The sequence below is a fragment of the Paenibacillus sp. J22P277 genome, from assembly GCF_059383675.1.
This window is the reverse complement of the sequence record NZ_JBXENS010000001.1, coordinates 767,911-784,225: the sequence shown is the minus strand read 5'-3', so window position 1 is coordinate 784,225 and position 16,315 is coordinate 767,911. Positions and strand designations below refer to the sequence as shown.

The 16,315-nt window shown below is 59.8% G+C and carries 6 protein-coding genes; all 6 read left to right on the top strand.

Going from position 1 to position 16,315, the window contains the following annotated elements; genetic code table 11:
• The first annotated feature begins 53 nt into the window (after window positions 1-53).
• Window positions 54-4,343: a S8 family serine peptidase gene (locus AC50YL_RS03930; RefSeq protein ID WP_494829451.1), complete on the top strand. Its 4,290-nt coding sequence runs from the start codon at window positions 54-56 to the stop codon at window positions 4,341-4,343.
• A 117-nt stretch (window positions 4,344-4,460) separates the two neighbouring features.
• Entirely contained in the window at window positions 4,461-8,165 is a 3,705-nt protein-coding gene (locus tag AC50YL_RS03925) for a S8 family serine peptidase (protein ID WP_494829449.1), read from the top strand.
• An 89-nt stretch (window positions 8,166-8,254) separates the two neighbouring features.
• Window positions 8,255-8,491, top strand: a complete 237-nt coding sequence (locus AC50YL_RS03920; RefSeq protein ID WP_494829447.1) for a hypothetical protein — start codon at window positions 8,255-8,257, stop codon at window positions 8,489-8,491.
• 75 nt (window positions 8,492-8,566) lie between these two features.
• A complete protein-coding gene (locus AC50YL_RS03915; RefSeq protein WP_494829446.1) occupies window positions 8,567-12,556 on the top strand; it encodes a glycosyl hydrolase 53 family protein in 3,990 nt (1,329 codons plus the stop codon).
• Window positions 12,557-12,790: 234 nt separating this feature from the next.
• The gene (locus tag AC50YL_RS03910; protein WP_494829444.1) at window positions 12,791-14,530 is read left to right on the top strand and encodes a sensor histidine kinase; all 1,740 of its coding nucleotides are present in this window, start codon (window positions 12,791-12,793) and stop codon (window positions 14,528-14,530) included.
• Window positions 14,531-14,544: 14 nt separating this feature from the next.
• The gene (locus AC50YL_RS03905) at window positions 14,545-16,119 is read left to right on the top strand and encodes a response regulator (RefSeq protein ID WP_494829442.1); all 1,575 of its coding nucleotides are present in this window, start codon (window positions 14,545-14,547) and stop codon (window positions 16,117-16,119) included.
• The last annotated feature ends 196 nt before the right edge of the window (window positions 16,120-16,315 follow it).

The following is a 16,315-nucleotide window of genomic DNA, read 5'->3' as shown; positions in this document are numbered from 1 at the left end:
GCGGCATCCCGGAAGCACTCATTATTATTCATGCGGAAATGGGGAACAGAAACTTGAAAAACGTACTCATGAAAAAGTCGGCCGCGTTTGCAGCCGCCTTGGCGCTGCTGTTCAATATGCCGGCGCACAGCATGGCCGCGGACAATGGCGCAGCCAACGGTCCGGGCGCGATTTCCGTGCCCGATTACAAGCAGCTCCAAGAGCTGATCGCGAAAGCAGCCGGAGCCGATAAGGCGCCGGCGACGATCGTATCGCCGGCGATTAATACGAAGTCGACCGCGAACGTGAACGTGATCGTGCAGATGAGCGCAGAACCGGTGGCCGCGGGGAAATACGCCGCCACGCTGCGGAAACAGTCCTTCTCCGCGCAATCGGCGCAGCAAGCCGTCCATGCGGAGCAGTCCGCCTTCATTGCCGCGTCGAAAGCGAAAGGCGTGGCGCTGAAGGTCAACCGCCAATTCGACACGGTATTGAACGGAATGGAAGTCACCGTGCGCGCGGATCAGATCCCGTCGCTGGCGAAGCTTCCCGGCGTAGTCAGCATTCAGGAGAATCTGACCTACTACCCGCTCGCCGACAGCGCGGCGAATGCGGCCGGCGCGGGAGAGCCGTATTATGACGACGGCCCGCTCAAACAGATCGGCGTCGACAAGGCATGGGCCAAGGGTTTGACGGGGAAAGGCATGAAGGTCGCCGTCCTCGATACGGGCGTGGATTACGTGCATCCGGACTTATCGGGTGCCATGAAAGGCGGCTACGATGTCGTTCACGACGATCCCGATCCTTACGAGGAACCGCCGCTCGCCCCGGCGCAAGATCCGCTCGGCATCGGCTTCGAAGGCACCCAGCATGGCACGCATGTATCGGGTACGATCGTCGGACGCGCTGCGAACGCGTCGGCCGCGCAGGCGCAGAAGGGCGTCGCTTATGAAGCCGATCTGTATGTATACAAGGTACTCGGCAGATTGGACAACGGCCAGGTTTCCGGCACGTCGGCGATGATTATCGACGGCATCGAGCGCGCGGTCGAGGCCGGCGTGGACGTGATCAACATGTCGCTCGGCGCGGATCTGGACAAGAACCCGAACACGCTGGACTCGATCGCGGTCAACAATGCCGTGTTAGACGGCGTCACGGTCGTCGTCGCAAACGGCAACGCGGCCATGGACGGGCCTTATTACTACTCGATGGGTTCGCCCGCGGGCGCGCAGCTTGCCTTCTCCGTCGCCGCGGCTACGAGTCCGAGCGCGCTTCCGGTTTATCACGCGACCGTAGCCCATCAGTTGACGGGCGGCGCTTTATCCGAACCGGAAGCGTTAAACCTCGGCATGTGGAAGACAGGCCAGGAAAATTTCGGCGAGCTGTTCGGCACGGCTCCGATCGACGCGGTGTATGTCGGCTTGGGCAAGGACGCCGATTACGCCGATGTGGACGCGACGGGCAAGATCGCGTTCATCTCGCGCGGAGAGACCAACTTCGTCGACAAAATCGCGATTGCCAAAGCGCATGGCGCGCTGGCCGTCGTTATGTTCAACGGCATCAATAAAACGGTAAACGGCATGTCGGTGCCGGATCTGTCCCCGAACATTCCGGGCAGAAACGGCCCGATCGGCTCGGGGATCGGCACGGGCCCCGGCGAAAACAACATCCCGACCATCGACATGGCGGGCGTCGAAGGTCGCGCGATCGCTCAACAGCTGGTCGACGCGCCGGGCAAAACCCTTCGCTTCACGTTCGGCGAATTTGCCAAATTAACGAGCGCGGGCGATACGATTGCCGATTTCAGCTCGCGGGGTCCGAATTCGGACGGCAATTACGGCATTAAGCCGGATCTCGCCGCTCCCGGCGTCAATGTGTATTCGACTTGGCCGGCCTATGGAAAATTGACTTCCAATCCCGACTACAGCAAAGCGTACAACGTCGAGAGCGGAACGAGCATGGCGACGCCTCACGTTGCGGGACTGGCGCTGCTCGTGAAGCAGGCGCACCCGGAATGGACGCCGCAGGATATCCGTGCCGCGCTGGACAATACGTCGGATCTGATCGCCGATCCGTACGGCACGCTGTACGACGTGTATTCCCAAGGCACGGGACGGGCAAATCTGGCGCATGCGCTCGACACGCCGGCCTTGCTGAAGGCAATGAACGACATCACGATCTACGACATGGCGATGAATCCGACGACCATGCCGAGCGAGGCGGGCAGCGTGAGCTTCGGCAAGATCGAAGCCGGAGCGGCCGCGGTCGCGGAGCCGCTGGAATTGGAAAACAAGTCGAACGCGGCGCATACGTATACGGCCAGCGTGGAGCTGCACCCGAAGGTCACTTCGGATCCGGACCCGTTCCTTGCGATTCCGACGCCGGACGTTTCCGATATCACGATGACGCTGGGCGATCTTGGCGCCGGGAATACGATTACGGTAGCGCCTAACGGCGACTATGACTTCACGTTGAGCGCGCAAGCGAAAACGGGAACGGCCGATGGCGTCTATGAAGGCGACGTCGTGCTGAAAAGCGACGGGCTGCCTACGCTCCATTTGCCGTTCGTTATCCATGTGGGCGAAGAGGATGCCAATAACGATTGGGGCTTGCAGGACATGAAAGCGTCGGACGTCAAGTTCTCGCTGAACGATCCGCTCCAGGTTACCGCGAAGCTGAACGCGGACGACATTCAACAGATTCTGCTGATCGCCACGAACGAATCGGACGAATGTTTGGTTTCCACGATGTACGCCGACGATTTGACGACGATTCAACCGGGACTGCTCACGTTCGATCAAATCGACGGCACCTGCTTGAACGCGAACGACGTGCGGGTGGACGACGAGGGCAATTATTTGGTTCGCCAGTTAAACAGCGGCGTCACGTACGAGCTTTTGATGATCGCGGAGCATGTGGATAAGGTCACCGGACTGCCGGACCAAGAACATGCGCAACTCGCGTATACGACCGTCTCGTACGAAGGAAACGGCACGCCGGGCGACGGCGACCCGGATCCGGGTAATCCAGATCCAGGAAATCCGGATCCAGGTAATCCGGATCCGGGTAATCCAGATCCAGGTACCCCAGCAGGTCCAGGCCCAGGTACAGGTACAGGCGGCGGCAGCGAAACGCCTCCGGCAGCAGCCGATGCCATCACGCCGACTGTCATCGAGCAAGGCCAAACTAGCGTGAACGCGGCTGCTTCCGCGACGCTGCAAGGGACGCAATTGCTCGCGACGGTCACGGACGCCGAGCTTCAGAAGGCGCTCGATTCCGCCAAGCAGTCCCCGGCGGCCATTATTCTGAACGTCGCGGAGAAGGACTCGGCATCGGCGCAATTGCAGCTTACGCCGGCGCAAGTCGATATGCTGCGCAAAGCGCCGACCGGCAGCTCCGTTGTATTCTCGTGGAACGACGCGTCCTCCGTGGCTTTCCCGCTGTCGGCCTTGACCGGCTTGACGGACGGTGCCGGACTTACGATCAACGTCATGAAGGATACGGACGCCAAGTCTACGTTCCAAGCGGCGTATCCGGAAGCCGAACTTCTGGGCGAAGCGTATTCCTTCGAGGCGTACGCGCTGTTCGAAGGCAAGACGACGCCGGTAGCGTTCACGCCGGCGCAATCGTTCAAACGCTCCTTCCTGATCGCGAAAGGCGTGGATACGGCGTCGGCCGGCGCCCTGTACGAAGAAGAAGGAAGCGTCAGTCCGGTAGCCGCGACATTCAAGGCGGCGGCTGACGGATCGACGATCGTCACGATCGACCGTCCGGGCTTGTCGACCTATGCGGCAGCGAAGCGCCATGTCGCGTTTACCGATATCGGTGCGTCATGGGCGAAGGATCAAATCCAAACCTTGGCCGATACGTTCCTGCTGAACGGCACGAAGGCCGGGAAGTTCGAACCGAAGGCGAACGTAACCCGCGCGCAATTCGCCTCCATGCTGGTTCGCGGGATCGGTCTGACGAAGACGACGACGCCGGCTCCGTTCGGCGACGTATCGGCGAAAGACTGGTTCGCGCAGGACGTGGCGGCTGCTTATGCGGCCGGCCTGATCGAAGGCGCGAACGGCAAATTCAACCCGAACGCCGAGATCAGCCGTCAGGACTTGACGGTGATGCTGGCGAGAGCGGCGGAGCTGCTCGGTCTCTCGAAGCCCGCGGGCTCGAATAAGGCTTACGCGGATGCGGCGCAAATCAGCCCGTATGCGCAGGACAGCGTTCGGACCGTCACCGACCTCGGTCTCATGGAGGGCTATGAGGCGCAGGGGGGCCTTCGCTTCGACCCGCGCGGCGCGACCAGCCGCGAAGCCGTGGCCAAGGTGCTCCACAGCTTGCTCCAAGCCGCCGCTCTAATCCAATAATTCGTTTCGCTTCTTTGAATGCATCGGGGGTTGCCGAAAGCAAGCCGTTCGGCGCCCCGAGGCTTCAAGGGCACTCACGGCGGGAGAACACTATCAGTGACAAAAGGAGCCAAAACCTTGAAAAGAAACGTGCTTAGACATGCGCTTACGACGGTGCTTTCGATATCGGTCGCGTTCGGGCCTTCCGTTCCGGGTTGGACGGCGCACGCCGATCCGGCGGCGCAGACGAATCCGCACCAAGAACGAAAAAGCCATTGGCCCGCGGAAGCGGACGATCCCGGCCTTGTATCCGGGCCGGCCGACGCGGACGCCTCGCAGACGCCCGATCGGACGCTTCCGACCACCGAGCAGGACAAGTTTCTGGCAGGCTACGGGAAGCTGGGGATAGCGCCGGCAGAGAGCAGCCGGATTATCGTGAAGTACAAGCAGGGTGCCAATCGTACGTCATTGCGCGCGCAAGCCTCGATCGCGGATACCTGGGAGGTGCCGGGATCGGACCTGGCGGTGCTGGCAACGTCGGCTTCCGACGCGAACGGCGTCCTCGACGAGTTGAAGCAGGATCCGAACGTCCTGTACGCCGAGCCGGACGTCAAGGTTCATTTCGCTTCCGTGCCGAACGACCCGTTGTTCCCGGAACAATGGGGGCTTCGCAACGTAGGCCAAGTGATCGACGGACCCGTGAAAGGTCTTCCCGGCTTCGACATCAATGCGCTAAACGCATGGGACATCAGCAAGGGCAGCGGCAGCACCGTCGTCGCGGTCCTGGATACCGGCGTGGACATTGACCATCCCGATCTGCAGAGCAGCATCTGGACGAACGCGGGCGAAATTCCGGATAACAGCAAGGACGACGATAACGACGGGTTCGCGGACGACGTCCATGGCTGGGATTTCTACAACCGGGACGGCACCGTCTTCGACGCCGGCCAAGGCGACTATCACGGGACCGAAGTAGCGGGCATTATCGCGGCTTCGGCGAATAACGGCATCGGGATTTCCGGCGTCGCGCCGGGCGTAAAAGTGTTGCCTTTGAAGGTGCTGGGACCCGATGGCTCGGGTTATGTATCGGACGTCATTCAGGCGATCCAGTATGCGGAGCGCGCCGGGGCCCGAATTGCCAACCTGAGCTGGACGACCGATACGTACAGCCGGGCGCTGAAGGATGCGATCGACGCCTCGCCGATGCTTTTCACCGTCGCCGCGGGCAATGAGCCCAAAGCGGATTTTTCCGTGAAGGAACCGAAAAACCTGGATGTAACCCCGGTGTATCCGGCATCTTACGGCAGCAAGAACATCATCAGCATCGCGGCGCTCGGCGCCGACGGATTATTGGGCTGGTTCAGCAACTACGGCCCGCGCACCGTTGATATCGCGGCTCCCGGCGTGGCGGTGCTAAGCACGGAGCCGTCCCGGAATATCGGGCTTGGCGCGCAGATCGACGACGGCAATTTCAAGGCGATCTACAACGTGTTCGGCTTCGAATCGATGCCCGCTCCGGATCAAAGGCAGCAGGCGTTCGATCAGGCGATGCGGTATTTGGCCGCATCCGACGCGGCGAAGCCGTCCGTCCTGCTCGTGCAGGACGACGAGCATGATGGCGGCGCCGCTCCGGACGTGCTGGAGGTCTATACCGATTTGCTCGATGCTTCGGGTTATTCGTACGATGTGGAGACGGTGCCGCTCGGCGCCGACGGCCCTGATCTGGAGACGCTGAACAAGTACGACGAGGTCGTTTGGTTCACGGGCTTGGGCAGCGGCGCCTTCACCACGGCGTTGAAACCGGCGGACCAGGATAACCTGACGGCGTATTTGAACGGAGGCAAGCGCCTGCTGCTTACGGGCGAAGGCTCGCTCTACAAGCTGGCGGGTTCCCCGTTCATGCGCGACACGCTGCGTTTGGATTTCGTTCGTTTCGAAGAACCCGATTACGAATCCTGGACGTACGCCCTGGGCAAGCCGGGTACCGTTTTTGACGGCGCCCAATACAATCTGACGGATCAATTGAATTTCAGCGACGTCGAAACCAACGATCCGGCCATCGCGAAGATCAATCTGGAAATTCCCGTCGACGATTACGGCCGGAATTCCGGCACGTCGATGGCCGCGCCTTACGCGGCCGGCGCCGCGGCATTGATCCTGAGCGAGGACCCGTCGGAGACGGCGGAAGCGGTCAAGGACCGGATCAAGCTTGGCGGGAAACCGGTGGATGCCTTGAAGAACAAGACGTCCGGCGGCAGCATGATCGATGCTTTCAAGGTGCTGTCCGACGACGAATTGCCGGGCAAACCGTTTGCCGGGGAAAGCCAGAACGGCACGCTGGACGAAGCGGCGGATCCGGATGACGTCTATTACGTTCGCCTGTTCGCGGGCGACAAGCTGACGCTTTCGCTTACGGGCAGCCCGGATACGGATTTCGATCTCTATCTGTACGGCCCTTCCGCCACGACGATCGAAGCCAGCGGCGGCATGGCCGCATACTCCGAGAACGAGGGAACCTCGACGGAATCCATTGTTTATCAAGCCGAAGAGACGGGCAATTACGCCATCGATGTTCGCGCGTTCGCGGGGGCGGGCACGTACGGCCTTCGCGTATCCCATGATCAATCGGTGCACCCGGAAGGCAGCTACGAGGACTCCGATGCCGCGCTGGCGTTCACCGGACCGTGGGCGAAGGTGGCCGATGAATTTTATTCGAACGGAACGGCGCGGCGTCTGAACGCCGAAGGCGGAGTCAGCTTCTCGTTCAGCGGCAGCGAGATTGCCTGGATCGGTTACAAGGACAGCAATCTGGGCATCGCCGACGTGTATATCGACGGCGTCAAGGTCGCTTCCCCTTCTTTGTACAGCGGATGGACGCAGCCCAAGCAGGTCATCTATAAGCAAACTTTGCCGAGCGGATCCCATTCCATGGAGATCAAATGGACCGGGAATCAGGATCCGTCATCGCGAGGCAACGGCATCGACGTCGATGCGCTTCGCGTTGCGAATCCATCGGAGCCCTACACCGTCAAGCTCGAAGAAAACGACGCGAATTTCAAGTACACGGGCACCTGGGCGCCGAGCGCGAATTCCGGCTACTCGAACGGGCATGCGATGAGGACGATCACCGAGGGAGACACCGCCGTTCTGTCGTTCACGGGGACGAGGGCGGTATTGCTTTCCACGCAGGGAGTCGCCGGAACCATGGTGGTCACGACGGATGATCGGGCGGAGACGGAGAAGGTCGTAAACTTGCGCAAGTACGACGATACGACGACGAACCAAGCGCAGGTGTACGATACGGGAGAGCTGCCTGACGGCAAGCATTATCTGCGCATCGTCAATATCAGCCAGCCGGAAGGCATCACCTATCTGCCGATTACCGTCGACGGACTTATCGTGACGAAGGCGGCGAAGGATGACGCGGGCACGACGACCACTACGAATTTCGAAGACACGAATCCGGAGGTCGCGTTCAACGGCGTCTGGACGACGAATCTGTCCACGAAAAACTACGGCAGAAGCGCGAAATACTCGAACCGGGCGGGGAACTCCGTGGAGCTTTCCTTCCGAGGCTCCCAAGTCATCGTGCTCGGCACCAAGGGGCCGAACCGAGGCAAAGCGGAGATCTATATCGACGGCAAGCTGGCCACGCCAAGCCCTGTCGATTACTACAGCCCGACCTATCAATACAAGTCGCGCGTGTTCGAGTCGGCTCCGCTCAGCGACGATATCCATACGATCAAGATCGTGAATATCGCGCAGAAAAATGCGAAATCGACCGACTTCTTCGTTTCGTTCGACGTCTTCCAAGTGTTGAGCGATCGGTTCGACATCGACTAGCCGGCGCAAGGAATGCCCGAAACCGGGCGACTTCACTCGAACCCGGAAGTTTTCATTTCGCCGGCGGCATTGAAGCAAGTCTCTATTGCATGGAAGCGAAGCCTGTTGAGCAGCCTCAACAGGCTTTCTTTTTTTGTTGCGCTTTATCGAAGGTTGTTAATGCTGGCCTTGCGCAGCCGCCGACCCAAGGCTGCTCCGAACATGGAGCAGCCTATTCGCCGGCGTCGGCGCGTGCGCGTTGCTACGGCAATGGGCATTTCGTGGAAATGGTATTACATATTGTTGATTCTCTGGATGTGCGGGTGACGGCGCAGCGCCTACAATGAATATGATAAGCGCTTACATCGGCGCGGAGGCGTATCGAGCGCCATACTAAATCGAGAGAGAATCGAGGCTGGACGATGAAAATGAGGGGCATGAACCACCGTACCGCGATCGCAGGATTGCTATCCCTGCTGCTGATTGCGCCGAGCTTCGCGTACGCTGCGGGAGCGGAAGCAGCCGGGCAAGAGGTCAACGTTGCGCAGACGCCGGCGGTTGCCGTGGCGCCGGTAGCGGGGCTGCAGGACGGGCAGCGAAGCGACTTTATGATGGGGGCCGACGTGTCCGAGCTCTATGAGATCGAGAAGGCGGGCAAGAAGTACTACGACACGGACGGCTCGGAAATGAGCGCCCTGCAGGTGCTCAAGAACCATGGCGTGAACTATATCCGCCTTCGGCTCTGGAACGATCCGACGGATGCGTTCGGACAGCCGATCGGCGGCGGCAACAGTGATCTGGCCAGCGATATCGCCATTGCGAAGCAGGCGAAGGCGCTGGGCATGCGCGTTCTGCTCGATTTTCATTACAGCGACTTCTGGGCGGACCCCGGCAAACAGAACAAGCCGAAAGCTTGGATGAACGACAGCGGGGCGGAATTGGAGCAGGATGTCTACGCGTTCACGCTCGACTCGCTTGCGAAAATGAAGCAAGAAGGCGTTCAGCCGGATATGGTGCAAATCGGCAATGAAATCAACGGCGGCCTGCTGTGGCCCGACGGCAATTCCGCCGACAAGGCGGCACCGCTGCTGCAGAAGGCTTCCGCGGCCGTGCGGGCGGTCGATCCCGCGATCAGCATCATGATCCATATCGCGGGCAGCTCCGGCGGCACCGCGGATACGTTCACTTGGAATCTCGATAAATGGACGACCGGCGCCACGGCGGTGGACTTCGACGTGATCGGTATTTCCTACTATCCGTTCTGGCATGGCACGATGGAGCAGGATGCGCAAATCCTGAATACGCTCGCCGGCCGGTACGATAAACCGGTCGTCGTTGCGGAAACCGCGTATGCCTGGACGCTGCAGCCGGGAGACGAGACGATCAATAATTTTGATCAGTCCAGTGCCTATACAGCGGGCTACGCGCCGACGCCGCAAGGCCAAGCGGCGGCCATGCGCGACATCATCGGCAATCTGGCGAACGTGCCGAACGATCAGGGACTCGGGCTGTTCTACTGGGGGGCGGATTGGCTTCCGGGAACCGATACGGGCTGGATCGCCGGACAAGGCAGCGGTTGGGAGAATCAGGCGCTGTTCGATTTCTCCGGCAAAGCGCTGCCGTCTATCGACGTCTTCCGGCAGGTGAGGAATGCGGCTTCGGTGCCGGACGCCGTGCTCGTGAAGGCGGATCCCGTCACGGTCAAGATGGAAGCCGGAGGGACGTTGACGCTTCCTTCCGAAGTGAAGGGGCAGTACGGCGACGGGAAATACAGGTCGGTTACCGTAACGGCATGGGATACTTTGGCCGTCGACCGGATGGAGCCCGGCGTGTACAAGGCCTTCGGGACGATCGGCGATAACCCGGCTGCGGCCTCCGCCATCGTGACGGTTCATGGCTCGCAGCCGGCCAATTTGCTGGTCAATCCGGGCCTGGAGAGCGGTTCGGCCGGCTGGGACGTCACGAATTCTGGCGTCGCTGCGCCGCAGGGCGCCGGTTCGACGCCGCGCACGGGCAGCTCGGCCATTCATTATTGGAGCGATGCCGCATTCGACAACGCAGTCGTATCCCAGTCGCTGGATGTCGCGAACGCAGTCTATACGTTCTCCGCATGGATCGACGGGGATGCGCTCGGAGGAGCGGCTGTTCCATTTTTGTACGCGACAGGCTATGATGCCGCGGACCCTTCCGCAGTGGTAAAGGCGAACGCGACGCCTGCGGGTTGGAACAATTTCAGAATGTACAGCGTTCAAGTTCCGGTCACGTCGGGACATGTCGAGCTCGGCGTCAACATCAACGGCGATGCGGGAGCTTGGGGAGATATCGACGATCTGTATTTCGGTCTCCCGACCACGACGGATACGGCCACGATGGCCGAACCCGCCAGCGCTGCTGTTAACGGGAGTCCGCTCGAACCGGATACCCTGCTGCCGACAGGAACCCAAGTCGAACTGAGCAGCGGTACGGACGGAGCCGCGCTCTATTACACGGTGGACGGCAGCGAGCCCGGCTATGCCAGCAACTCCAGCACGACGCTGGTGTACGCGGGTCCCGTCACGATCAAGAAGAACACGGTGCTGAGAACGATGGCGGCAAGTCCCGGTTACGCGAACAGCGAGGTGGAGTCGCTGAATCTGCGCGTCGACGATACCGCGGCGGCCGCGCTCGTGCCGGACGGCGGCTTCGAACGGGATGGAGAACTGGGGGCGTGGACCTTGACCGGCGTTGCGGCAGGCAACAGCGATAATTCTGCCTTCGGACCGCTGCATGAAGCGGGGGAGGGTAAGGTATACGCCGGCGACGGCTATTTCAGCTATTGGTCCGCAGAGGCGTATTCTTTCATGCTGCAGCAGCAAGTAAGCGGTCTGGAGAACGGGTACTACACGCTGGCTGCGCAGTCTGCCGGCAAGAGCAACCTCATGATCGGCACCGACGGAAGAGCGGCCGGGGACCCGAAAGTCGCGTCATTGATGCTGTCGGCGGCAACGGCGGACGGGTCGACGTCCAAGCCGGTGATCAATCAAGGCCAGACCGCCGATTGGCAAAATATCTGGGGAACGGTCAGCATACCGGAGATCAAGGTGACGGACGGCAAGGCGACCATTACGCTGACGGCATCGGGCAGTGCCGATTATTGGGGGTATCTCGATCATGTGACCCTTGTGAGAACCGGCAGCCTTCCGGGTCAAGGGACTGGCACGGGGCCGGGAACGTCGGTGCCGGTACAGCCTGCCGTACCGAATGCGGTGGTAGCACAAGGCAAGGTGACGATTGTTCCGAATGTGGACGCAAACGGCACGGCGGACTACGAGCTTCGCTCGGCGGACATTGCCGCAGCGGGGGATTCGGCACCGATTAAAGGCAAGATCACGGTCAACGTCGAGCCTTCGTCGGAAGCGAAAGCAGTGAAGCTCGCGTTCCCGGTTCAGGCGCTGCGGGCGAGCGGGGACAACGAAATTCAGAGCATCCGGGTGCAAACCGGCCTCGCGGGCGTGACGCTTCGGACGTCCTTGCTTGAACATGCAGAGGCCGACGCCGATAAGCTTCAGCTTACCGTGACCTTGGTCGATCCGAATACGCATCCAGACGACATCACAGCAAGGCTGGATGGGAGCCCGGTTTACGATTTCTCGCTGAGTATCGACGGGACGCCGGTCGACGCTTTCAAAGGCCGGGAGGTTCAACTAGCGCTGAATCCGGATCCGAAGGCGCCGGACGGAGAGTTGAACAAGGTCATCATCGTCAACGTCAACGACGAAGGCGGACTGGATACCTTGACGAATGGCAAGTTCAACCCCGCTGCCGGGAAAATCGAAGGGTATCCCGTGCGTGTCGGCAAATTCGCCGCGCTCTACAACCCCGTGACGTTCGGCGATCTTCGGACGGTGCCTTGGGCTAGGGAAGCCGTGGAGGCATTGGCCGCGCGCGATGCCGTGAATGGCATGACGAAGGACGAGTTCGTCCCGAATGCGGACATTACGCGCGCGCAATTCCTGACGCTGCTGATGCGGACATTCGGATTGTCGAGCGCAGGACAGGACGGCAAGTCGCCTTTCACCGATATGCTGCCGGGACAATGGTACTCGGATGCGATCGCGTCCGCAGGGCAGCTTGGCATCGTGACGGGCAAGACCGACGGCAGCTTCGGCGTGAACGATCCCCTGACCAGGCAGGATATGGCGGTCATCGTCTACAATGCGTCCAAGAAGCTGCCGCAGGGCTTGATTTCGACCAAGGCTGCGGTTCGATTCGCGGATCGATCGGCGATCGCCTCCTATGCGGCAGATGCCGTTGCGGCACTGCGGCAGGCGGGATTGATTGAAGGCATTTCTTCCGGCCGCTTCGCTCCTGCGGCGCATGCGACGAGAGCTCAAGCGGCGGTTATGCTGTACCGGCTCTATCAATTGCAGTAGCTCCAAACAGTCCGCAGCGATGCGGCTTTTTGGCATCGCTTTGCGGCGGCGTTCAACTTTGAATATCGAATTACGCCTCTTCCCGCAGCCCTTCCGGACCGTACTGTCGCACGGCACGGCGATCGAGCGGAATGACAATGAAACTATGCGGCAAGTTCCGAAGGATCGGTTGTATAATAGATCGCAAGGTACCGTGCATCGAGCGATCGGCAATAAACAATAGGCGGGGACGGCATGAGAAAGTCATATTCGTTTAAGCGGTATATTCCGTATTCCTATAAAATGATGATTCCGTATCTGATTTTGGTGCTGCTCACGGACGCGGTCATCGGGTATCTGTCTTACTCCATGCTGATTCAATCCCGGACAGAGATCGCAAAGTCCAATATCCAGACCGCGATGGGGCAGACGCGCAACAATTTCAAATACCAGATGGACGAGATCCGGCGAATCTCGGATACGCTCTTTTACAGCGTTCCCTTCCAGCGGGCGCTGCAGAAGAAGGGCGATTCCTATGCCGTCTACTTGACGATGATCGACGAGATCGTCCCTCAGCTGCGGGCGCCTTTGCAGCTGTTCGCCAATCCGATTCGCCTGATCCTCTATACGACCAACGGCGATCTGTACGAGGTGCAGGGAAACGACTTGTCCCAGCCGATCAAGGGAAGCGATTATTACATTCTGTCGTGGCTGACCGTCAAGGACAGCGATTGGCTTCGGTCCATCCAATCGAACGACCGTTGGATGCAGGTGGAGACCGACGGCGGGCTCGGCAACCTTTCGCATCTGCATCGGCTCGTCTCGTTCGGCGACTATCAGACCGCGGTCGGCTATTTGCGCATTACGGCCCGGATCGACGATTTGCTGGGCAATATCGATACGGTGCCGGTCAAGAACGGCAATATTTTGCGCCTGATCGATCAATCGACGTCGGCGGTTCTCTACCAGCGGGGAACCCCGTCGCGGGAGCCCGTCAAGCGCAATTACCTGACGCTGAGAATGGCGATTCCGAATACGAATTACGCGATCGAGACGCTCGTGCCCAACGATTATTTGCGCAAAGACGCGAAGCGGCTGCAAAATATCATCTTCACCGTGTGCTCGATCAGCTTTATCGTGATGACCTGCATCGGATTCGTCGTGGCAAGGCTGTCCGGCCGCAAAATGAGAAAGATCGTCACGATCCTGCGTTCGTTCCAGAACGGCAGCTTCGAGAAACGGCTGCAGTTCGGCGGCAACGACGAGTTCGTGCATATCGCGAACGCCTTCAACAAGATGGCCGGCAATATTCAGGAGCTGATTGACAGCGTTTACGTCCAGGGCATTCAGCGCAAGCAGGCCGAACTGGAAGCGCTGCAGGCGCAGATCAATCCGCACTTTCTGTACAATACGCTCTCGACCATCAGCAGCTTGGCCAATCTCGGCGAAACCCGCCAAGTGACCGAGATGGTGCGCGGCTTGTCCAGCTTCTACAGGCTGTCGCTGAACGAAGGGCTGGTCTACATTCCGTTGGAGAAGGAATTGCAGCAGGTCGAGACCTATCTGGATATTCAGCGGGTCAAGTACGCCGAGGCTTTCACCGTGTATAAGGACATCGAGCCGGATATTCTGAGCGTCGAGGTCATTAAGCTGATCCTGCAGCCGTTCGTCGAGAATGTCTTCAAGCATGCCTGGTTCGGCGAGACGATCGCGATCCGTATCACGGGTAAGCGGCTGGGCGGCGACCGCATTGAATTGAAGGTCATCGACAACGGAATCGGCATGAGACCCAGGCAAGTCGACGCGATGCTGAAGGGGCCGATCCAAAGCGGCGGCTATGGGCTCATCAACGTAGACGAGCGGATCAAGCTTCGTTATGGCGAGCAGTACGGCATCCAATTTGCCAGCATCTACGGTGCCGGAACGACCGTGCGCATCGTCCTGCCGATCGTAACAGCGCGTCCGGAAGCTGAAAATACTCGCATTTATTCATAAAAGGGGGCATTGCGATGACCATCAACATGCTGCTCGTAGATGACGAGAAGGTCGACCTGGAATGGCTGCGGCGAAGAATCGTGAACAGCGGTCGGCCGATCAACATCGTGGGAACGGCGAATAGCGGATTTGCCGCGCTCGGCATGATCGAACAGCAATCGATCCATGTGATCCTCTCCGATATTCGCATGCCGATCATGTCGGGGATCGAGTTCGCCCGCAAGGCGAAGGCGATCCAGCCGCAGATCAAGATCGTCTTCATCAGCGGACACGAGGATTTCGGCTATGCCAAGGAAGCGATTCAGTTGAACGCCTGCGGCTATTTGCTGAAGCCCGTCGACGATCAAGAGTTATATCGTTTGCTGGAAGAGCTGTGCCTGAATGTCGCGAAGGAACAGGAACAGACGCGCTCATTATCGGAAACGCTTTCGCTGGCTTCCCAAGAGCTGCTGCTTCGCTGGCTGAACGGCGGTCCGGCGGAGCGGCTCGACCCGCATTTGGAATCGCTGCTGTCGCCGTTCCTGCAGAATAGCTCCGCCGCGGCGCTGATCGAAATCGACGATCTCGAATGGAAAGCGCGCGATTTGCCGGATGATGCGCGCCGCCGGGCGACGAAAGGGATGACGCTCCGCATTCGCGATTTCGTGGAGCTTCACGGGCTGGGGACGCTGATCGAAAGCGCTGCGAGCGCCCGGCTCGTCTTGCTGACCGCCGGGACCGAGGAGCGGATCGCCGGCTTGCTGGAGGAGATGATCGGCGAGATCGGCCGGGCGTTTCCGTTCACGGTCACGATCGGCTGCGGCAAATTCGCGCCCGACTGGAGACGGCTGCCCGAATCGTACGCGCAAGCGCAAGGGGCCCTCAGCGTCAAATGGCTGATCGGCAAGAACAGGCTGATCCGGGACGCCGCGCGGCGGCGGATCAGCGCGCCAACCGTCCCGGATATCGACGAAACGGTGGCGACGATGCTGCAGGCGGTGCTGTCCTACGATCTGGTCGTGATCGACGACTGCCTGCTGCGGATGTTCGGACCGGAAACGCAGCTGACGCGCAAGGACGATGTCTACAACCTGATCATCCGCGTGACGTCCAAGCTGCATGCCGATCTTCAGCAGTTGAACGAGAACCTCTACGAACTGCTCGCGTGGGAGTCGCATCAACCGGTCGTCCTGTTCCAATTCGAGACGGTGGGCGACATCCTGTCCTGGCTGAGGAGGCGGTTCTTCGAGCTGTCCGAGCTGTTGTTCGCGAAGCGAAAACGGCAGAACCGCAAGCTGATCGACGAGATCATGCGGTTCGTGGAAGAGCGGGTAGAGCAGAAGATGACGCTCAAAGAAGCGGCAGCTCATTTCGATTTTACGCCGAATTATATGGGCTACCTGTTCAAGGAAGAGACGGGCATGCATTTCAGCGAGTTTCTGATCGAGGGCAGAATGAAGCGGGTATGCCAGCTGCTGACCGACCCGACGCTCAAAATCTACGAAGTCGCCGACCGGGTAGGATATAAGAACATCATTTATTTCAACCGGCAGTTCAAGCAATCCACAGGCATGACGCCGGGCGAATACCGGAAGAAGCATAATATTTAACTTCCTATAAGCCCGGGCTAAAAAGTCCCGGGCTTGTTTTATGGTTTGCCCCTGCCCCGGGATTCTAAGATTTAAGAACTTGGTAAAAAAGTGACCGAAGGTCGGAATGGAGTCGGAAAAACGAAGTCTATGCTTCCGAAGCAGGCGAATGCCGCATTCCCTGTCACCGACAGTGAACGCAAACCAATCGCCTCGA